This window comes from Actinoplanes sp. NPDC049118 (assembly GCF_040648555.1).
In the GTDB taxonomy this organism is placed as follows: domain Bacteria; phylum Actinomycetota; class Actinomycetes; order Mycobacteriales; family Micromonosporaceae; genus Actinoplanes.
Genome location: NZ_JBEZDY010000006.1, coordinates 284,557 through 304,222, shown reverse-complemented (window position 1 = coordinate 304,222; position 19,666 = coordinate 284,557). Strand labels below are relative to the sequence as shown.

At 70.8% G+C, this 19,666-nt stretch carries 19 protein-coding genes; 8 read left to right on the top strand and 11 right to left on the bottom strand.

The window, feature by feature from the left end; translation table 11 throughout:
* Positions 1-254 precede the first annotated feature (254 nt).
* Positions 255-2,159: a hypothetical protein gene (locus AB0B58_RS12050; protein ID WP_360221759.1), complete on the top strand. Its 1,905-nt coding sequence runs from the start codon at positions 255-257 to the stop codon at positions 2,157-2,159.
* 156 nt (positions 2,160-2,315) lie between these two features.
* The gene (locus tag AB0B58_RS12045) at positions 2,316-4,025 is read left to right on the top strand and encodes an alpha/beta hydrolase (protein WP_360221756.1); all 1,710 of its coding nucleotides are present in this window, start codon (positions 2,316-2,318) and stop codon (positions 4,023-4,025) included.
* A gap of 394 nt (positions 4,026-4,419) precedes the next feature.
* On the opposite strand, the gene AB0B58_RS12040 is transcribed toward AB0B58_RS12045, so the two are convergent.
* Positions 4,420-5,076, bottom strand: a complete 657-nt coding sequence (locus AB0B58_RS12040; protein ID WP_360221753.1) for an HAD family hydrolase — start codon at positions 5,074-5,076, stop codon at positions 4,420-4,422.
* A gap of 49 nt (positions 5,077-5,125) precedes the next feature.
* Here AB0B58_RS12040 and AB0B58_RS12035 point away from each other — a divergent pair, with 49 nt between their 5' ends.
* Positions 5,126-5,566, top strand: a complete 441-nt coding sequence (locus AB0B58_RS12035) for a hypothetical protein (RefSeq protein WP_184995478.1) — start codon at positions 5,126-5,128, stop codon at positions 5,564-5,566.
* Positions 5,567-5,574: 8 nt separating this feature from the next.
* On the opposite strand, the gene AB0B58_RS12030 is transcribed toward AB0B58_RS12035, so the two are convergent.
* The 3 genes from AB0B58_RS12030 to AB0B58_RS12020 form a co-directional block, all read right to left on the bottom strand.
* Positions 5,575-8,946, bottom strand: a complete 3,372-nt coding sequence (locus tag AB0B58_RS12030) for a family 16 glycoside hydrolase (protein ID WP_360221749.1) — start codon at positions 8,944-8,946, stop codon at positions 5,575-5,577.
* 212 nt (positions 8,947-9,158) lie between these two features.
* Entirely contained in the window at positions 9,159-9,404 is a 246-nt protein-coding gene (locus AB0B58_RS12025) for a hypothetical protein (RefSeq protein WP_360221746.1), read from the bottom strand.
* A gap of 279 nt (positions 9,405-9,683) precedes the next feature.
* On the bottom strand, positions 9,684-9,857 hold the full coding sequence (locus AB0B58_RS12020) for a hypothetical protein (RefSeq protein WP_360221743.1): 174 nt from the start codon (positions 9,855-9,857) through the stop codon (positions 9,684-9,686).
* 197 nt (positions 9,858-10,054) lie between these two features.
* Here AB0B58_RS12020 and AB0B58_RS12015 point away from each other — a divergent pair, with 197 nt between their 5' ends.
* Positions 10,055-10,537: a tetratricopeptide repeat protein gene (locus AB0B58_RS12015; protein ID WP_360221740.1), complete on the top strand. Its 483-nt coding sequence runs from the start codon at positions 10,055-10,057 to the stop codon at positions 10,535-10,537.
* A gap of 1 nt (position 10,538) precedes the next feature.
* Here AB0B58_RS12015 and AB0B58_RS12010 read toward each other — a convergent pair whose 3' ends face one another.
* The 3 genes from AB0B58_RS12010 to AB0B58_RS12000 form a co-directional block, all read right to left on the bottom strand.
* Positions 10,539-11,180, bottom strand: a complete 642-nt coding sequence (locus tag AB0B58_RS12010; protein ID WP_360221737.1) for a GyrI-like domain-containing protein — start codon at positions 11,178-11,180, stop codon at positions 10,539-10,541.
* The gene (locus AB0B58_RS12005; protein WP_360221734.1) at positions 11,164-11,706 is read right to left on the bottom strand and encodes a PadR family transcriptional regulator; all 543 of its coding nucleotides are present in this window, start codon (positions 11,704-11,706) and stop codon (positions 11,164-11,166) included. The genes AB0B58_RS12010 and AB0B58_RS12005 overlap by 17 nt, the downstream gene beginning before the upstream one ends.
* A gap of 95 nt (positions 11,707-11,801) precedes the next feature.
* Positions 11,802-12,335, bottom strand: coding sequence for a hypothetical protein (locus AB0B58_RS12000; protein WP_360221731.1), 534 nt, complete (start codon positions 12,333-12,335; stop codon positions 11,802-11,804).
* Positions 12,336-12,487: 152 nt separating this feature from the next.
* Between AB0B58_RS12000 and AB0B58_RS11995 the strand changes: the two genes are divergently transcribed.
* Complete coding sequence (locus AB0B58_RS11995) at positions 12,488-12,928, top strand: hypothetical protein (RefSeq protein WP_360221728.1); 441 nt, start codon at positions 12,488-12,490, stop codon at positions 12,926-12,928.
* A gap of 17 nt (positions 12,929-12,945) precedes the next feature.
* Here AB0B58_RS11995 and AB0B58_RS11990 read toward each other — a convergent pair whose 3' ends face one another.
* The 3 genes from AB0B58_RS11990 to AB0B58_RS11980 all read right to left on the bottom strand — a co-directional run bounded on the left by AB0B58_RS11990 (position 12,946) and on the right by AB0B58_RS11980 (position 17,789).
* Positions 12,946-14,223: a sensor domain-containing diguanylate cyclase gene (locus tag AB0B58_RS11990; protein ID WP_360221725.1), complete on the bottom strand. Its 1,278-nt coding sequence runs from the start codon at positions 14,221-14,223 to the stop codon at positions 12,946-12,948.
* A 94-nt stretch (positions 14,224-14,317) separates the two neighbouring features.
* The gene (locus tag AB0B58_RS11985; RefSeq protein ID WP_360221722.1) at positions 14,318-16,471 is read right to left on the bottom strand and encodes a GGDEF domain-containing protein; all 2,154 of its coding nucleotides are present in this window, start codon (positions 16,469-16,471) and stop codon (positions 14,318-14,320) included.
* A 376-nt stretch (positions 16,472-16,847) separates the two neighbouring features.
* Complete coding sequence (locus AB0B58_RS11980) at positions 16,848-17,789, bottom strand: hypothetical protein (RefSeq protein WP_360221719.1); 942 nt, start codon at positions 17,787-17,789, stop codon at positions 16,848-16,850.
* An 83-nt stretch (positions 17,790-17,872) separates the two neighbouring features.
* Here AB0B58_RS11980 and AB0B58_RS11975 point away from each other — a divergent pair, with 83 nt between their 5' ends.
* Positions 17,873-18,631, top strand: coding sequence for a DUF4184 family protein (locus AB0B58_RS11975; RefSeq protein WP_360221716.1), 759 nt, complete (start codon positions 17,873-17,875; stop codon positions 18,629-18,631).
* A 1-nt stretch (position 18,632) separates the two neighbouring features.
* Here the strand turns inward: AB0B58_RS11975 and AB0B58_RS11970 are convergent, their stop codons facing one another.
* A complete protein-coding gene (locus AB0B58_RS11970; protein WP_360221713.1) occupies positions 18,633-18,884 on the bottom strand; it encodes a hypothetical protein in 252 nt (83 codons plus the stop codon).
* Positions 18,885-19,085: 201 nt separating this feature from the next.
* On the opposite strand from AB0B58_RS11970, the gene AB0B58_RS11965 reads away from it, so the two are divergent.
* Both AB0B58_RS11965 and AB0B58_RS11960 read left to right on the top strand, forming a co-directional pair.
* A complete protein-coding gene (locus tag AB0B58_RS11965; RefSeq protein ID WP_360221710.1) occupies positions 19,086-19,391 on the top strand; it encodes a hypothetical protein in 306 nt (101 codons plus the stop codon).
* A gap of 8 nt (positions 19,392-19,399) precedes the next feature.
* Complete coding sequence (locus AB0B58_RS11960) at positions 19,400-19,666, top strand: hypothetical protein (protein ID WP_360221707.1); 267 nt, start codon at positions 19,400-19,402, stop codon at positions 19,664-19,666.

Below are 19,666 nucleotides of genomic sequence, written 5' to 3'. Positions count from 1 at the left end.
TCGTGGCGCGATCCGCGCGGAATCCTGAACCGCCGAAGAGTGACAGGTCGGCTTCACTGACGCGCCAACCGTTCGGGAAGTGTGGGATGACCGGTCAGTCCCGCTGCCTGCATCGGCATATCCCCTGCTCACGACGCAGTACACCAAGATCTTTCCGCTATCGTCGCGCGGTGTCCTCGTCGTCGCCCGATTCGCATGGATTGATAGGCAATGCTCTGGCCGGCTACCGGTCGGCCTGGGTCCATCGCCGGCCGTTGCTGGCCGTCCTGCTGCCCGTCCTGGCGCCGGCATCGATCGGGCTGTTCGTGCTGGATCTCCTCCTCGGCCGCGACCGGATGGTGATCGTCAACGGCGACGCGACGATCCCGGGCGGAGGCAGCGAGGTGCTCGCCTGGATGAGGCTGGGCCTGGTTGCGGCGTTCTGGCTGCTGGCGCTCTCCGCCGCGGCCCTGGTGGCGACGGGCGCGGTGCGCGGTCATGCCGTGCGTCCGCGGAAGGCGATCCTGGCCGCGTTGCGGCACTTCCCGGTGTTCGCCGCCGGCATGTGCGCGGCGGTCGCCGCCACCCTGCTGACGCTGTGGGCGGTCGCCGGTCTTGCCGGCGCGGTCGGCGGCGGGGTGGGTCTCGTCCTGGTCCTCGGCGCGCTGGTGGCCGCGGGCGTGGTGTGTGCGCGAATGCTGGTCGGCCTGATATCGCACCAGCTCGGCGGTTTCGACTGGACGCTGACCCGCGGCCGGGTGGCGGGCACAGCTGGGGCGTTCCTGCTGGGCGGGGTCGCCGTTCCGCTGTTTCTGGCGTACCTGGGCGACCGGGTCCTGCCGGCCGCGACCCTGCCCGTCGCGGCGCGGGTGATCGAGGCGGCGCTGTTCACCGGCCTGATCGCCGTGCAGGCCGGCATCCTCGCCCACGTCTACCTCTTGCCGCGGGACACGTCGGGCGGGTGGGAGTCCACCGACCTGGCGGCCGTCGACGCGCTGTTGGCCGAGCTGGCCGGCGGTCCGGCCCGCCGGCCGTGGTTCGGGGCGGCGGCGATGGTCGTCGCGGTGCTGGCACCGGCCGGCGTCGCGGCCGCGGACCCCCTCGGCCTGCCGACCGTGCGGTCACACGCCGACGCCCCGGGCGGCGCGGCGGCCGTGGCCTGGCCGGCGGGGCGGCATCCGGTCATCGCGACCTTCACCGGAGCCCGGTTCTGCGACAACGACGTGTGTGACCGCTACGTCTCCCACGACGGCGGGCCGGCGGTGATGGACGGCCGCGGCAGCGCCGGAATCAGCGCGGACGGCGACACCGTCGTCAAGGCCGCCCTGACCGGCGCTCAGGACAACGGCGGACCGTTCGTTCACTACGCGCGGTGCACCCGGGACGGCTGCCGGGAGGCGTGGCTGCCCGTCCGAGCCTCGGCCGACGAGGCCTTCGGATGGCCGGAACTCGCCGTCGCGGTCGCTCCCGACGATGCCGTCTGGTTCGTCCTGGCGATGCCCTCCGCGGAGAACCGGCCGGGAAAGGCGACCTACCGGGTCACCTTCGTCCGGTGCGCGGACGTCGCGTGCGCAAGACCGCAGCGGCACCCGGCCGGCGCCGTCGAGCGCATGCCGGGCGACGGATACCAGGATGGACAGCGGGCCCGGCTGTCGATCGGCGCCGACGGGCGCCCGGTGGCCGCCGTCCGGACCGGGCTGGGGGCCGTGCTGGTGACCTGCGCTCCGATCACCTGCGCCGCGGCACGGAACACGTGGGTCTTCGCCGGTGAGCCCGGCGAGGTCTGGGCGGCGCCGGCCACCTTCACCGATCAGGTCAGCGCATTTCAACCGGGCATGTTGCGGATCGGCGAGCAGATGAGATCGCTGGACAGCGGCGAGGTGTCGCCCGATTCGGGAGCGCTGGCGGTCGCCGGATCCCGCGTCTACGCCACCGCGGCCGAGGCGACGACCCGGCGGCAAGGACCGCACATCACCGTCGGCGCGCCGGCCGAGCGGGAACAGCCCGAGCACTGGCAGCAGGTCCTGTGGAGCTGCGACCGGTCACGCTGCCGACGTCAGGTCCTCGAGGAGTTCGACTCGGCCGGCGGACGCGAGTTCCTGGCCGTCGGCGCGGACGGTCGGGCCCTCATCGTCCGGCAGGACCGCATCCTCCTCGTCGCCGCTCCGGCATCGAGCTGAGCCGACATCTCGAACTGACCGCACTTCGCTCCACAAGAGAGTCCCGAGAGGCCCGCGCGGGCGTCTCCTGATGATCACCGAGCGTGGCATCGACACCCTACTATGCCGGGGGTCGCGGCACAGGCGCCGCGATCCCCCGTCAGAAGGGTCGTCCCAATGCCACTGAAGACGCACCGACTACTGACCGCGGCGCTGGCCGGCATCGTCCTGTCCGCCGTCGCCGCCGCGCCCGGGTCGGCCGCCCCGGCCGCCTCCGACCGCACCAGCAGGGCGGAGATCGCGCGGGTCGACGCGGTACCCACTCCCAAGCTCGGCTGGTACAAGTGCTACGAGATCGCCGAGTGCGCAACCACCCGGCTACCGCTCGACTACGACCGGCCGAAGGGCGCCACCACCGAGATCGCCATTCTGCGGATCAAGGCGAAGGACCAGCGGCACAAGATCGGCAGCCTGTTCCTCAACCCCGGTGGGCCGGGCGGCTCGGCGACCGAGTTCGCCCTCTTCGCGCCGTACTTCCTCAGCGATTCGCTGCTCCAGCGCTTCGACATCGTGGGTGTCGATCCCCGCGGAATCGGCGCCAGCGCGAACGTACGCTGCTTCAGGTCGGTCAAGGACCAGACCGCGGTGTTCGATCTGCTGAACGTGCCGTTCCCGTACACGAAGGCCGAGGAGCAGCGGTACGTGACCGGCTCGAAGCGGTTCGGCAAGGCCTGCTCCACCACCGGCCGGCCGCTGTCCGGCGCGATGTCCACCGCCGAGGTGGCCCGGGACATGGACGTCATGCGCCGCGCCGTCGGCGACCGGAAGCTGAACTATCTGGGCTTCAGCTACGGCAGCGCGCTGGGCCAGTACTACGCGAACCTGTTCCCGGACCGGTTCCGGTCCCTGGTCGTGGACGGCGTGCTCGACCCGACCGCCTGGGTCGGCAACACCCGGCAGATCCTCGACGAGCGGCTGCGCTCGTCCGACGGCGCGTACAAGGCGCTGATCGAGATCCTCAGGCGCTGCGACCGGGCGGGCGAGAAGTACTGCGTCTTCGCCGCGGGCGACCCGGTCAGGAACTTCGAGACGATCGCCCGGGAACTGCGTGCGAAGCCGCTTGAACTGCCCGACGGCGAGGGCGGCACGTTCACCGTGACCTACGCGATCTTCGTCAGCGCGATCCTCGGCTCGCTCTACGGTGTCGACGCGGGCCCGGTGGTCACCGAGATCGCCGCGGAGGTCTGGGCGGCTCTCAATACCGGCTCGACCGCGGCGCTGACCGAGCGGGCGCGGGCGGCGCAGGCGACCAAGCGGGGGTACGACTTCCCGTACGAGAACGGCTTCGAGGCCAGCAGCACGGTCATCTGCACCGATGGCCGTCATCCGGCCGACGCCGGATCCTGGCCGGCCGCCACCGCCCGCCGCGACCAGCGGGCGCCCTACTTCGGCCGGGCCTGGGGCTGGATCGACAGCCAGTGCGCGCAGAAGACGTGGACCGTGCAGGACGAGGACGCCTATCGCGGGCCGTTCACCAGGCGGACCGCCGCACCGGTGCTGGTCGTCGGCAACTTCTGGGACCCGGCGACGAACTACCAGGGCGCCGTCTCGTCGAGCCGGCTGCTGCCGAACTCGCGGCTGCTGTCCAGCAATAACTGGGGGCACACCGCGTACGGGTCGGGCGTGTGCGCCACCACCGCGATCGACGACTACCTGCTGACCGGTACGCCGCCCGCCAAGGGCACGGTCTGCACGGACTCGGTGCAGCCGTTCACCGAGCCGCTGCCGCCGCCGGGGACGCCCACCACCCTGTCCGCGCCGACCGGCAAGCAGCGCCCGCCGGTCGCCACGCTGGTGCCGGAGTCACTGCTGACCCCGGAGAAGTGACCGCTCGTGGGCGGGGCGGCCGCGGCCGCCCCGCCCACGCGAAATTCGGTCGCGCCGCGGTCGGCGTGCCGGGTAACCTCCTCGCCGCACACAGCTTCGAGGAGGCCGTCATGTACAGCGAATACGACGCCCAGGCGTCCTTTTGAGCCGACCAGCAAGCGTCGCAGGGGGTTCCCTCTAGCGAGACCCAGGTCAAGCGCGGCGACCGGACGGTCGGTGTCGACACCGAACTGATCGAGAAACTCGGCGGAAACGACCCCTGCCCCTGCAGGTCCGGGCGGCGGTTTCCGCCGTTGCTGCCGCGCCGGCGGCAGATACGACGACACGAACGGCCACTACTACGTGCGGGACTGATCGGTCGACGGCGGCGCGCAGGCGCCGCCGTCGCCCTCCCCTAGCCCGTTGCCGCGTTGTGCTTCGCGACCAGGCCTGGTAGTTCGTCCAGCGAATCGATGCGGAACAGGCACCGCTCGGACACGGCCGGGATGTCGAGGATGTGACCCCACGGACCGCGGCGGATCAGGCACGCCTTCATGCCGGCCGCCCCGGCCGGGCGGGCGTCGTTGTCGGGCCGATCGCCGACGTAAAGGATCGAGGAAGCGTCGCCGCCGCCCTCGCGAACGACCCGCTCGAAGAAGGCCGGCGACGGCTTCTCCACTCCCCAACCATCCGACGTGCCGATCACGTCAACGGGCAAGTCGAGGGCGCGCAGGAGCGTCTCGGCGCGAGCCGGCTGGTTGCCGGCCAGGCCGACGAACAGGCCCTGCTCCTTCAGGGAGTCCAGGCACGCTCGCGCGTCGGGATAGAGGTCCTCCTCGCCGAACGACTCCGGCCTGCCGGCGGCCGCCCGGCGCTCGTACTCGGCGGCGAGATCGAAGCCGGGCCGGAAGACCCGGAACGTCTCCCGATGGTCCAGACCCCGGGCGATCACCGCGCCGAAGACCGCCGAGAACGTGTGCCGTGGAACGCCGAGCCAGTCCGCCCAGGTCTCGAACTCGCGGGACTCGTCGAGAATCGTCCCGCCGACATCGAAGAAGACTGCGTCGATCATTCGCGTTCCTCCGTCATGCTCGGCGCCGGGCTCAGGCTAGTTTGTTCGGATGAGTCTCCTTGATGACGTCGCGAAGCGTGACGGCTGGCGGTGCTGGGTGTGCGACGAGCCGGTCGACGCCGACATGTCGGTGAACGACCCGCGTGGCCCCAGCGTCGACAGCCGCACCGCCGACCGGAAGGCCAAGGTCGCCGAGCGGCTCGCGCACCGTGCCTGCAACACCCGCAAGGGCGCGGTCAAGGTGGTCATCGCCTGGCCGGACCGCCTGCACGTGGTGGAGCCCGCGCCGCTGATCACGGTCGCCGAGCGCCTCGAACGCAAGGGCGGCCGCGAGCTGGTCGCCCGCTGTCCGAGCCGGAAGGACGCCCAGGAGGCGGCCGACTGGCTGGTCGACCGCTTCTCCCGGCTGGTGCCCGGGCTGCCGGTGACCGCGAGCGTCGACGCGGGCGGCGGCCAGTTCCTCGTCGCCCTGGCCACCGGCCGCCGCTGACGCCGCGTTCAGGCGGGTTCGATCCAGAGGTTGCGATAGCGCACGTTCGCGCCCGGGTCGCCGTGGTCCTGCAGGCGGATGGGCAGCAGGTCCGGGCCCTCCGGGGCGCCGTTGCCGGTGGGGCCGTCGATCGCGACGTTGTTGTGCACGGTCGTTCCGTTCCAGACCACGGTGACGCGCGCATCCTCGGTCTTCGTGGCGCCGTCGTACCGGGCCGCCCGGAAGGTGATGTCGTAGGTCTGCCACGTCTCCGGCGCCGTTCCCGCGTTGGCGGAGGGCGCCCGTTTCAGGTAGACGGCGGCGCAGTCGTTGTCGGCCGGCGCCGGCTTGCCGTACGTGTCGAGGATCTGGATCTCGTAGCGGTCCTGCAGGTAGATGCCGCTGTTGGCACGGGCCTGGCCGGTCACGTCGGCCGGCAGGTTCGGCAGCCAGAACTCGGCGTGCAGCCGGAAGTCGCCGAAGGTCTGCTTGGTGCGGATGTCGCCGCCGAGCACCTCGGCGGAGCCGCCGGAGACGGGCCAGGTCGGTGCGGTGCCGTCGGCGTTCTGGAAGGCCTGCAGGTTGCCGCCGTCGAACAGCGTTACCCGGCTGGTGCCGTTGTGGGTCCACCTCTGCTGTGCGACGTTCGCCGGCTCCCAGATCTGGACCTGCGTGCCGTCCGTGCTCGCCCCGCCCGCCGCGTCGAGCACCTTGCCGGACTGCGGGTTGAGCAGCGATCCGTCGGGCTGGGCCTGCCACGCCTGTGCGGCGCTGCTGTTGCACGTGTACAGCTGGACCACGGTGCCGTTGGTGGTTCCGGCCTCCCGGACGTCCAGGCACCTGCCGAGCGCCCGGAGGGTGTCGCCGATGCGGGTCCAGCTCTGCGCGGAGGAGTTGTTGCACGTGTACAACTGGATCTTGGTCCCGTTGGCGGTGCCGGCGTTGTCCACGTCGAGGCATTTGCCGCCGATGCCGGTGATGGTGCCGGTCCGCGGCGCCGTCGCGGTGCCGTTGCCGACGGTGAGGCTGTCCAGGTTGACGTGCCCGACGTCGCCGGTGTCCACCTTGTACGCGATCGTGTTGCCTCCGGTCCGCAGGGTCACAGTGTCGGCCTTGGCCGCCCAGGTGTCCCAGTTGCCGGTGTCGGCCAGGCTGATCTGCCGCACCTTGACACCGTTGACGTACAGGCTCACGGTCTTGGCGCCGGCCGACGGGTTCGGGCCGTTGCTGTAGCGCAGGGAGATCGGGTACGAACCGGCCGACGGCACGTCGACGCTGAAGGTGGTCGCCGCGCCGACCGCGCCGAAGCCGGCGACGAATCCTGACCCGGTGTAGCCGGTGTGGTCGGAGGCCACCCCCGCGCTGCCGCTGAGGCCGGCGTTCTCGGCCTCGGCCCGCTCAGTCCGCAGCGTCGTGCCGTCGACGAGGGCGTTGAGGGTGTACCACGCCTCGGTGCTCCACAGCGACGCGCCGGAGGTCGAGGTGAAGGGTCGCGGTGAGCGGACGTGCACGACGCGACCCGGCTTGAGCCCGGTCAGCTTGAGCGTCACCTTGAGCCGGTCGGCCGAGAGGGTGGCCGCCGCCACCGGCAGCGATTCCTCGTCGACCTTCGGACCGCCGTACGCCGGTGTCGGCACGTAACGCCACTGCTCGGCCCGGTACCGCGCGGCGAGCTGCGCGGCGGTGTCGGCCGAGACCGGCTGGGTGTACTCGAGCTCGAAGCCGTCCGCGACCGCGCGCATCGCCTTGATGTCGAAGACGCCGGTGCCGTTGGGAGTCAGCTTCTGCAGACCGTAGGTCAGCTTGCCCTCCTGACCCCAGTTGCCGCCCGCGCCGATCCCGCCGGTGTAGAGGGCGCCGTCGGGACCCTGGCTCAGGCGCAGCACGCCCGCCTCCAGGCCCTGGGTCAGGCGGAAGACCGCGCCCTGGTACTGCCCGTTGATCTTCTCGAGGAAGGCGCGCTGGATGCCGCCGTACGTGACGTCGCCGAAGAGCATCTGGCCCGCGTACGGCCCCGAGCCGAGCATGAGCGGGGTGCTCGGCGAGTTGGCGATCTCGTTCTGCGGCAACCACAGCACCGGCTGGGTGACCGGCCGGGCGTCGAACGGGCCGTCGGGATTGGTGTAGTGGTTGAAGAAGCGGTCCTGCCTGATCTGCACCAGCTTCGACGCGGGCAGCCAGCCGCCCTGGTTGTCCAGGACGAAGATGTCGCCCTCGGGCCCCCAGCCGATGCCGTCGGGGGTGCGCAGGCCGCCGGCGATGTACTCCACCGCGCCGGTCGTGCGGTTGATCTTCAGGGTGGTGCCGCGGTTCGGTGAGCCCTGCGGCTGGGTGGTCGCGCCGCCGAGGTCGATGGAGACGGACAGGCTCAGGTAGAAGTAGCCGTCCTTGTACAGCAGGCCGAAGGCGAACTCGTGGAAGTTGCCGTCGAACGGCCACGTGGCGACCCGGCGGTACTGGTCGATGACACCGTCGCCGTTGGTGTCGTCGAGTTCGGTGAGCTCGTGCTTCTGCGAGACGTAGATCTTGCCGTCGACGATCTTCAGGCCCATCGGTTCGCGGAGCCCGGTGGCGATCTTCTTGTAGGTGACCTGGCCGGGTGAGCTGGCGCCGGTGACGCCGCTGAGGACGTACACCTCGCCGGCGACGGTGTCGCTGCCGCCCCAGGTGGCGATCGCCAGGCGCCCGTCGGGGTACCAGTCCATCGCGGTCACCTGCGGCTGGAAGCCGGCCGGCCGCAGATTGGTGAGGGTGTAGCCGGGGTGAACGGCGTTGAGCGGAAGGCCGTCGCCGGGGCTGTCCGCCGAGCCTTCGCACTCCTTGCGGCCGGGCGCGGTCACCCTGACCACGCCGGCGTCGGTGCTCAGCACCGAGCCGGGCACCAGCGCGAACGAGCTCGCCCCCGGTGGCCGCCACTCCAGGGTGAGCTGCTGGCCGCCGTCGCGCTCGAAGTAGTCGATGTGCAGGGCGCGGTAGCCGGTCGCGAGGGTCACCGCACCCTCCATGGAGGTCACACCGTGCAGCCCGTCGTGGTTGATGACGGTCGCGCCGTCGATCAGCAGTCGAGAGCCGTCGTCGCTGGTCAGCCGGAACGTGTACGAGCCGGCGGTGGCGATGTTGACGTTGCCGATCACCTCCGCCTGGAAGCGGTCCTCGAAACCGAAGTCCGCGGCGGCGGTCCAGTTGACCGCCGGCATGAGCTTGTCGACGTTCGGGGTCTGCCCGGGCTTGAGCGTGCAGATTCTGTCGCGCGCCGCCTGCAGGTCGTAGGTGCGCAGCGTGACGCCGGGTTGCTGCGGCGGAACGGCCGCGGCGGCGGGGACCCCGTGCAGCAGGGCCGCGAGCAGGGTGGCGCCCATCAGCAGGGACGTACGTGGCCAGGCGAAACTCAGTTTCCTCATCGGACGCTCCGCAGACACCAACACGGTCGGGACCGAAAGTCGACGACCATCGATGCCCGCAGACGCTAGGCGGCTTATGACGAGAAGTCCACAACTTTGGTTAACTTGCCATGAACTTTTGCATCAATAGACAGAAGCCAACGTCCTGATAGGACGGTGCGGACAGGTGCACCCACCACGCCGGGGCGGCGTGGTGGGTGCACGTGATCCGATCACCCACCGTGTTCGTGTGGGGCGCCGATGCTGTAGATGAGCGTGGCCAGGGCGGTCAGCGTGAGGAGAACGCGAATCCTCATGCACGGATCAGCCGACTGCGCGAACTGCACGCCCGCGGCGAGCCAGACGAGCCAGAGCGCCCTGATCCTGATGGTGCGGAACCCGGCGAGGCGGCCGCCCAGGAGATATCCCAGGGCGACGCCGGAGACCACCGGCGCGATCGTCAACAGCAGAAGGTGCACCGCCTGTCTCCTCTCGTCCGGCACCGGTTCAGCCAACCCGACCGTCCGGTGTGGGTGGTGGATTGCCGACAAACTCCGGAACGCGGTGGCGACGGCGCTGATGGCACGGGCTCGGAGAACCGGAGTGCCGGACGACACCGGCTACGGTGAGCCCGTGGGGGTTTCGCGAGACACCGGCCCGGTGGCCACGTTCTGTGCCGGGCTACGGAGGCGATGGCAGGCGTCCGGGCGCGATCTGCTGAGCGTGGCGCGCGAGGTGAGGATCAGCAGTACGCAGCTCTACGCGATTCTCACCGGACGCTGCGCGAGCTCACCGATGCCAGCCTGCTCGCCGAGCACGCGCCCGGCCGCTACCGGCTGCACGGCCTGCTGCGCGTTTACGCCGCCGAACTCGCCCACCGCAACAACACCGAGGACGACCGCCGGGCCGCGCTCACCCGGCTGCTCGACCACTACACGCACACCGCGCACCAGGCGGATCGGGTGCTGAACCCGACGCGCGCACCGATTCCGATGGGGCTGGGCGACGGGAGCGGCGTACCGACGGAGCCGTTCGACGCTCGCGCGGCGCTGGAGTGGCTGGGCACCGAACGGGCGGTGCTGCTCGCCGCCCTGCGCCAGGCCAGGGACACCGGGCTGGACCGGCACGCATGGCAGCTGGGCTGGGCCCTGGACACGCCCAGCGGTCGCTGGCGCTGTGGGCGGCGCTCGGCCATCCCGCCTGGGAGGGAAAGGCGAGCAACGCGGTCGGCTGGTACCACGCGCAGCTCGGCGCCCCGCACGAGGCCATACCCCACCACCAGCGCGCGGTGGCGCTGCAACAGCAGGCCGGGGACCGGGCGAACGAGGCCGTCGCGCACGACACCCTCGGCCGGGCCAACCACGACCTGGGGCACCACGAGGCGGCGGCGCACCACTACGAGCACGGGCTGCGGTTGGCGCAGGCCCTGGCCGACCCGATCCTGGAGGCCCAGCTCAGCATTCATCTGGGCGACACACACCAGGCGATCGGCGACAACGCCTCGGCACAGGAGCGCTGGGAGGACGCGTACAAGATCCTGGTGAACGCCGACCATCCACAGGCGAGCGACGTCGCCCGCAAGCTGCAGGCGATCCGGACACCGCAGGGCTGAGTCAGAGGTCTTTCGCGGCGGCGACCGGTTGCCGCAGGATGGTGCGCCTCTTGCCGGGTGCGACCTTGCGGAAGTCGCTGAGGTAGATCTCGTGGTGGGTGCCGGCCATGCGGAGCCCCTGACCCGGGATGAACTCATGATGCAGCCGCGCGAGCACGCCGGCCTCGTCGTCGAAGGAACCGATGTGCAGCGTCTGCACGCACCGCCCCTCGAACAGCGCCTGCAGGCGGACGTCGTCGAGACGCGCCGGTCCGTGCCTCGCCCCGGCCTGCTCGACGGCGGTCGCGAACATGGACTGGTCGATCCAGTCCGGCACCATGATCATCAGCGTCCAGTCCCACCGCGACTTGTCCCGTGCGGTGGTGAAGGCGTCCATGTCATCGGCCCACCACAGGCCTTCGAGCGGCGGGACGACGTAGTCGCGCCCGAGCTCCCGCTTGCTGGCGAACTTCAGCTTGTACGCCACCGGGTAGAGCGCCTCGACCGCGTGCGTGAAGGCGGGCGCGGTGTTGGGGTCCCCGTGGCCGTCGACCATGAGGTACCGCATGTCGGGCACGTCGACCAACCGGAACCGGTCTCGTTGCGCCCGGTAGCCGTCGAGGGTCTTCTTGAAGTCGGTCTTGTCGTCAGTTCTGTCGGTCACCGGGCACCTGGACTCGGGTGGCGAGCCACTGCCTTTCTGCCTCCATGAGGCTCAGGGAGTAGGAGAACACCTCGGCCGCCGCGAGCGGGAGGGCGGCCTGCGCCCGCTGCACCGCCCGGACGGCCTGCACCGCGGCCATCCGGGCCTCGATGTGCGCCAGGCGCGTGCGCAGCGCCTGCTCGTACTGCCGCGGCGAGAGCAGGGACAGGTTGGCGACGCCGACCAGCAGCGGATACGGGACCGGCCGCGCCTCGGCGACGAAGGCCAGCGCGTTGCGTGCCGCGACCCGGCGACCCTCGGGGGTGGCGTGGAAGACCCGGCGGGACTTCGCGGCGGCCGGAGCCTGCGGAACATGGAGCAGGCCGCGCCGCCCCAGCTTGGTGAGCAGGTAGTAGATCGAGGAGAACCCAATGTCGGTCCACTGCCGGATGCCCCGCTGCTCGATCACCTGCTCCAGGTCGTAGCCGTGCTGCGGCCGCTCGATGACCAGGCCCAACACGGTCAGCTCGGCAGGGGTCAGCTCCACGGGCATACTCTAGTGCTGGAATAGGGCCGAGGTCTCGGGTGCCCGGCCGGAGATACGGCGGGCACCCGAGACACGGTCACGGACGGACGGACCGCTCAGGCCGTGACGTCGAGCAGGTCGCCGCTGTCGAGGACAGCCTTGAGGGAGCTCAGGTCGAAGCCCTTCTCCCTGAGCAGGTCGACCAGCTGGATTGCGCTGCCGACCGAGCCGACCTCGGCAGAGTCGGTGTCCAGCAGCGCGCTGATCCGGTCGAGTTTGGTCTGGCTCGCGCTCGCGGTGAGCCCGTCCAGCTCGTCCTTGGCGCCACCCGGCGGCGGGCCCTGCGGGCGGCCCTTGGCCGCGGCGATCTTCTCGGCGATCCCGGTTCCGTCGACCGCCGACGTGCCGGACGTCCTCCCGGCCGGCATGCCGGCCTTGATGGCGGCGATGAGGTCGTCGTGCGAGACCCCCTGTGCCTCGGCGACGTCGTTCAGACTCTTGCCGCCCTCCAACTGGTTCTTCAGATCGTCGGTGCTCAGCCCGAGCTTCTCGGCGACGGCCTTCATCGGGTCCTCGCCATTGCGCGGCGGCGGGCCCTGCCGCATCCCGGTCGTGCCCGAGACGGCGCCGGAGAAATTGATCGAAGTCATGGCCGGTGGCCTTTCTGTCGGTGTGAACGCATTCGAGAGGCCTCATCGGGATGGCGGCTCACCGACTTCGGGTTTGACAGCGCATTCATATGCATTCACAGGCTCGCGACAGGTTCCACGCCGCGACTCAGCCGGTCGGCAGGAGCGGGCGCATGAACGTCCGGTCGTATCGCACGACGCACCCGGAATCGTCGCGGATCCGGTCCGCGGCGACGAATTCCGGATCGTTGCCGAAACGCGCGCGGTACCGCTCGTACGCGGCCAGGTTCTCGATAGACGTCCGGCTTCGCCCACTCGCCTTCGAAAAGCACGAGGCTACGGCGTCATTCGCCAGGAACTTCGCCGGCTACTACACGGCGCTGGCGTGGCAGTTCGCGAACGCCGACGACGACAGCGAATGCTTCAGACGTCGGGTGAGTGACGTTCGCGTCGGCGATCGGGTGGAGTTTCAGCTGAACGGAACCGGAGGCGTGAGCTTCCACGCTCTCTACTTCAGGCCGCTCCAGGTCGAGATCGAGTGCAGAAGGGAAGGTGATCCTCCGTGGCTGGTGCCGCTGTCGATGAGCGTTCCTCCCGAAAACAGCGACGAATAGCGGGATTCACCCAGAGCTCACGACGATGCGGCAGGTACCAGGGTGGCGCCGCGCCGGGCGGTCTTCGCCTGGTACATCGCGGCGTCCGCCGCGGCCAGCAGCCCGTTGGCGTCGTACGCCATCCCGGTGCCGACGGCCACGCCGACGCTCACGTCCACGCGGACCTCCCCGAGCGTGAGCGCAACCGGCGCCCTCACCACGTCGCGGATCCGGGCGGCCAGCCCGTGCGCGCGCCGCTCGCAGTCGGGGCCGGTGAGAATCACGATGAACTCGTCGCCGCCGAGCCGGCCCGCGAAGTCCTCCTCGCGGAGCGCGCCACGGAGCCGTTGCCCCATCGAGCGGAGAAGCTCGTCGCCGGCCGCATGGCCGTGCCGGTCGTTGACCTGCTTGAAGCCGTCCAGGTCCAGGAAGAGCACCGCCACCTGGCTCAACCGCATGCTCAACGCGCGGCCCAGGTGCTCGAGCAACGCCACCCGGTTGGGAAGCTCGGTGAGCGGGTCCATCCGGGCCTGATTGGTGAGCTCCTGCTCGGCGGCCTTGGCGGCGGTCACGTCGTTCAGGTGTGCCACGAACGAGCGGCCGTCGGCGAGCGCGGCCACACAGACATGTACCCAGGCCTCCGCGCCGTCCGTCCGGCGAAAGCGGATGTCACCCCGGCTGGTGTCGACCGATCCCCCGGCCAGCGCGCGGAAGCCGGAACGGGCACGCTGCCGGTCCGCCACGTCGACCCACTGCCAGTAGGGCCTGCCGGCGATGCCGTCGGCGGGCTCGCAGAGCAGCGCCTCCAGCGCCGGATTCGCCTCCGTGATCGATCCCGCGGCGTCGAGCAGCGCCATTCCGGTCGGCGCGTTGCGGAACGCGGCCTGGAAGCGCTGCTGCGCGGCGGCGAGCTCGGCCTCCGCCCGCTTGCGAGCGGTGATCTCGCGGGCGACGATGAGCGCCGCCGGACGGCCGTCGAACTCCAGCGGCGTGCCGGCGGCCTCGATGTCGACGACCCCGCCGTCGAGGCGAATCAGCTTCTCCTCCACGTACTCCAGCGGTTCGCCGTCGGCGGTCAGCGAGCGCATCCGCGCCGCCCCCGGGTCCCGGTAGTCCGGGTGCATGAACTCGATCGCCGGCCGGCCCTGTAGATCGGCGATGCTCCGAGCACCCAGCAACGCGAGGCCGCGGGCGTTCGCGAAGACGTGGTATCCGTCGCAGATCACGAAGATGGTGTCCGGAGACAGCTCCACGAGCGCCTGGAACCAGGCGTCTCCCGCCCGGGTCAGGACATCTGCCGCATGTCCTTCACTCACGACCATCACCACCAGCTCCAGTCAGTTCTCAGCTCACTGATCGGCCGAAGACCAATGGTCCTGAGGACGAACCGGCCGCCGATCCGCACCGGCCTCAGGCGGCGGGGCCGATCGCGGGCTGCGGAGTCGCGAGCTCGGGACCGGTGCGGCGCGCGCGGAGCAACTCGTACAGGGCCGCGGCGGGTGCCGGCCTGGCGAAGTGGTAGCCCTGCGCCTGGTCGCAGCCGAGAACGTTCAGCCGGTCGGCCTGGGTGGCGGTCTCCACCGCCTCGGCGATGGTCTGCAGCCCCAGGATGCGGCTCAGCTCCAGGATCGTGTGGATGAACGCGAGGTCCCGTGCGGCGCCCTGTTCGATCTGCTGCGCCGTGAAGGAGCCGTCCATCTTGAGGATGTCGACGGGCAGCTGGCGCAGGTAGGCCAGGGAGGAATAGCCGGTGCCGAAGTCGTCGATGGCGATCCGGACCTGGTGGTCACGCAGGGTCTGCAGCTGTTCGGTCGCGGTGGCGGCGTCGATGACCGACGTGATGAGCACCGTCTCGGTGATCTCCACGATCAGCGCCGAGCCCGGCACGTCGTTGCGCCGCAGCAGGTCGAGAACGCTCTGCGCGAAGCGCGGGTCGCGCAGCTGATGCGCGGAGACGTTCACGGTCACGGAGAGCCCGTGCTCGCGGTACAGGGTGGACAGGTCGGCGCAGACCTGAGCCATGACCCAGCCGCCGATGGCCAGGATGGCCCCGCTCTGTTCGGCGAGCGGGATGAACTGCATCGGCGGGATGGCGGTGCCGTCGGGGCGGGTCCAGCGCAGCAGCGCCTCGGCGGCGACGATGTCGCCGGTGGCCAGCTCGACGATGGGCTGATAGTGGACGCTGAACTCCCCGGCGTCGAGGGCCTGGTGCATGTCGGCCACGAGCTGGGTGTTGGCGAGCCGCTCGGCGTGCACGGCGGCGTCGTAGACCGCGTACTGCTTGCCGCCGTGCTGCCGCGCGCTGCGCAGCGCCAGGTCGGCATCGCGCAGCGCGTACGTGCGCAGGGTGTTCACCTGCACAGGCACGACGCCGATGCTCGCCGCGAGGTGCCGGGCCGAGATGCCCGGCAGCTCGTACGGGTGGTGCAGGCCGTCGAGGATGCGCTGGGCGATGGCCGGGCCGTCGAGTCCCTCGCAGATGGCGGTGAGGACGGCGAACTCGTCGCCGCTTATCCGTACCACCGTGGCGTCGTCGGGCACGGCGGCGCGGAGACGGCGGGCGGCCTCGAGCAGCACCGCGTCGCCGGCCTGATGCCCGAAGCTGTCGTTGAAGTCGCGGAAGCCGTCGAGGTCGACCAGCAGCAGCACCTCGTCATGGGGGCTGGCGCTGTCCAGGCGGTCCTGCAGCAGGGCCCGGTTACCGAGCCCGGTGAGGCCGTCGAGCAGGGCGCGGCGGTTCAGGAGCGTGGCGAGCTGCGACAGCCGGAAGATCAGCAGGATCGACATGGCGCAGCCGATCAGCTCCAGCACGATCGTCCGGGGCGAGTGCGGTCCGAGATCGGCCACCAGGCTGGTGACGGTCAACCCGCCGATGGCGACGATGAGCGACACGTAGACGAGCATCCGCCGCCGCGGCGCCGGCGACGGGTTACGGGCGACGATGCCGGTGCTGCGCGCCATCGAGGGGTGCAGCGCCGCGCCGCCGATGAGCAGGTAGGAACCCAGCCACCCGAACGCGGTCAGCCGGTCGAGGGTCGTACCGGACAGCAGGGCGGCGAAGTTCACGGTGTTGGTGACGATGAGCAGGCTGGCCGAGGCGACCATCAGCCGGTAGCCGGGTGTGCGTACCCGGGACACGACGACGACGCGCACCGTGAGCACGAGAATGACCAGGTCGATGCCGGCGTAGAGCAGGTAGCTGCCCAGCCGCAGGCCGCTGAACCGGTCGTCGAACAGCAACGGTTCGATCACCAGCGCCCAGGAGAACGCGCCACCCCCGAGCGTCATGATGCCGGCCTCCACGGCGCCGCCGCGGCGCTGCCCGGGCCGGACCCACCAATAGACGCTCAGCGCCAGCAGTACCAGCGTCGCCGCGTAGAAGAGGTCACCCACCGACGGGAACCGCGGCAGACCCGAGGGGGTGAGCGCCATCGCCCACCCGAGGTTGGCGAGCAGCGACGTGCCCACCGCCGCGACCAGCAGCCACCACGGCACCGGCCACGCCGGCCGATGCCGGCGCACGCCGATCACCATGGCGGCGATCACCGACGCCGTGACCGCCATGTACACCCAGGGGCGTATCTGAGGACCGACCAGGGACCCGGCGATCAGGACGGGTCCGCCGATACCGAGGTACCAGCGGTAACCAACCGCGGGGGCGGTTGCCGAGCCTGCCGGACGGGGACTGATCACCCCACATGGATACCGGCCTCCGGGTGCAGCTTCGTTGCCATCGCCCTGCAATACGGAGTCACCCGCCTCGTCCCGGAGCACGTCATGTCCCGTGGAAGGCGGGGAGGCCCGGTTCGCACCGGGAGCGCCGATCGCGCCCGGTTCGGCGGCCTTGGGCGCTTCCCGGTGCACGGGTTCCTCTCGGCGAGGGCCGTGACGAACCTCCTGGAATCGACGGCCTTCGTGGTGGTGTCCGGCCGTGCGGCGGTCAGCCGGCGAGCGTGCGGTGCCAGACGGCGTCGTCGTTGCCGACCACCGCGACGTCGACGCCGGCGGCGGAGCCGGCCGCGGCGGGCCCGGAATTCAGTCGGCCGCCCGCCGACGACCAGCCGGACCAGGTCCCGCGGAACGACTTGCGCCAGAGCGCGCCGTCGTTGCCGGCCGCGAAGAGGTCGAGCCGTCCCGGTCCGGTGGATGCCACGGCGGGCGCGGACGCGAGCGCGCCGCCGCGCGAGATCCAGCGGCTCGACCAGGCGCCCGCGGAGTAGGACCGGTGCCACACCGCGTCGTCCGTGCCGGCGACCACCACGTCGATCCGGTCCGCCGCCCAGGACACCGCGGACGGCAGCGAGGCCGCGTACCCGCCGAGTGAGGTCCAGCCGGACCAGCCCACGGACAGGGACTTGACGTAGATCTCGCGGTCGACGCCGACCGCGAAGAGGTCCAGCCGGCCCGGTCCGCGCGAGGCGATCGCGGGCGCGGCGATCAACGTCCCGCCCAGCGACTCCCAGCGCGACCACACGCCGTCGGCGAAGGCCAGATGCACCACGTCGTCCGCGGCACCGCGGGCGACCACGTCGAGCCGGCCCGGACCCCAGGAGACGGCGGCGGGCGCCGAGGTCAGCGTGCCACCCAGCGACTCCCAGTTCGACCAGCTCCCGGCGGTACGCGCCCGGTGCCACAATGCCTCGTCCGCCCCGACGATGAACACGTCGAGCCGGCCGGCTCCGTCGGTGGCCAGGGCCGGCTGGGAGATCGCGGTGCCCCCGAGCGAGGCCCAGTCCGCGGCCGCACGCGCGGCCCGGTGCGTGACCATTCCGGTCATCGGGTCGGCGCCCGCCGGGGCGGCCGCCGCCGCGGCCGCCGGGGCCAGGATCATCGATCCCGCGACGATGACCGCCGCGAACACCAGCCGGAAACGAGACCTCATACATCCTCCGCCCACTAGACCCATATATCCATATCGGTCAATACATGGGAAAGTCAACGCCGAGGGGCGACGTAGGATGGGGAGTGCCCTTCACCGCAGGCCATCCGGCCGCCGTGCTTCCCATCGCCCGCTACGGGCTGCCGGCCTCTGCCCTCGTGATCGGTTCCATCACCCCCGATCTGCCGATGATCCTGCCGTTTCCGGCCGTGGTCCATCTCGGGCACACACCGCTGGGGCTCGTCACCCTGGACCTGGTCGTCGGCACGATCGCCTTCGTGCTGTGGCAGGCGCTGTTCGGCCCGGCCGTGCTCGCCATCGCGCCGCGCGCCCTGTCCGCTCGCGTTCCGGACGATGTCCCCAAGGGGCTCGCGTTTCACTTCGCCCAGGTGAGTCGTGTCGCCCGCGTACTCGCGGCGGTCCTGATCGGCGCCGCGACCCACCTCGTCTGGGACGGCATCACCCACGACTGGATGTGGGGGCCGCAGTACGTACCCTGGCTGGCTTCCCGTCACGGGCCGTGGATGGGATGGCAGTGGATGCAGCACGTCAGCGACATCGCCGGAACCGCGATCGTCGCCGGGTGGGTCGTCGCCTGGTGGCGCCGCGCTCCCGAGCGTGCGGAAGGCGATGTGCTGCCCCGGCGGATCCGGGTGCTCGCGTGGTCGGCGATCCTGTTTCCGGCGGTCGCCGGCTTCCTCTACGGACTGCTGACCGACTCCTGGTTCGTCGCGTTCGCCCGGGGAGCCGGGCTGGGCACCCTCGGCCTCGTCGCCGTCACCGCAACGTGGTGGGCGCACACGCGGCGAACGGCCGCCGCCGCGGCGACGGGCCGTCGCGGGTAGGTTACGAGCTCTTCTCCGCGGCCTGCCGGCACTCCTCGCACGGCGGCAACTCCGCAACGGTGACGTGCATGTCACTGAGGTGCAGGTCGTACGCGACGTCGACCGCGTCCTGATCACTCGCCCCGACGGGGTCGGACCGGGTCGAGCACAGCGTGAGGCCGATCCGCCCGCCGTCACCGCTCGGGTCGTCACGCAGATTCACGGACAGGTGCCGCCGGGCGCCGTTCCGGTCCGTGCACGGCTCAGGTGTCATCTGGTCGCCCCCACCGTATTCATCGCCGGCTCGGCCCCGTCCCGCGTGGCGGCCGCGGCACAGAGAATCCTATCCGGCGCTCGCAACACGAGGCCGCTCGCTCGCCTCGGCGAAATTCGGTGGCTTCAGGACGGGGTCTGCGGGATGCTCCAGCCGATGGGAGCCCTGGACGCACACGCTGCACGAGTCGCCGAAGGACACGTGATCGAGTTTCGCCCGACCGGTTCTTCCATGGTCCCGCTGATCCGCAGCCGTCAGCTGGTGACCGTCGCTCCGGTCGACCCAGCCAGGGTGGAAGTAGGAGACATCGTCCTGGTCCGGGTTGCGGGGACTACCTACCTGCACCTGGTCTCAGCCGTCGACACCGCCACCCGCCGCGTGCAGATCAGCAACAATCGGGGCCGTGTCAACGGCTGGACGAACCATCCCCGCGTATATGGGATCTGCACCGCCGTCGATGGGGTACCGCGACCTCGAACCGCGGGCAAGACGTCCGGCCTTGGTTGAATCGGGCCATGGAACCCAGCGACACCGGATCGTCCCCTGCCCGTTTCCGGCTCACGGTCGACGATGAGGTCTTCGACGTCGCGTACGACCCGGAACAGCCGGGCGCCTGTCACTACACCCGCCGCACCGGACCCGCGCCGGGCTACGGGTTCACCAGCCGGCGGTCCGACCATGCCGGCAGCACGACGGCTGAGCACGTGACGGCGATCCGGTCCTTCCTCGACATGGTGGACCCCACGACCGGTTACATCAAGGACGACGACTCCGGCAGGTGA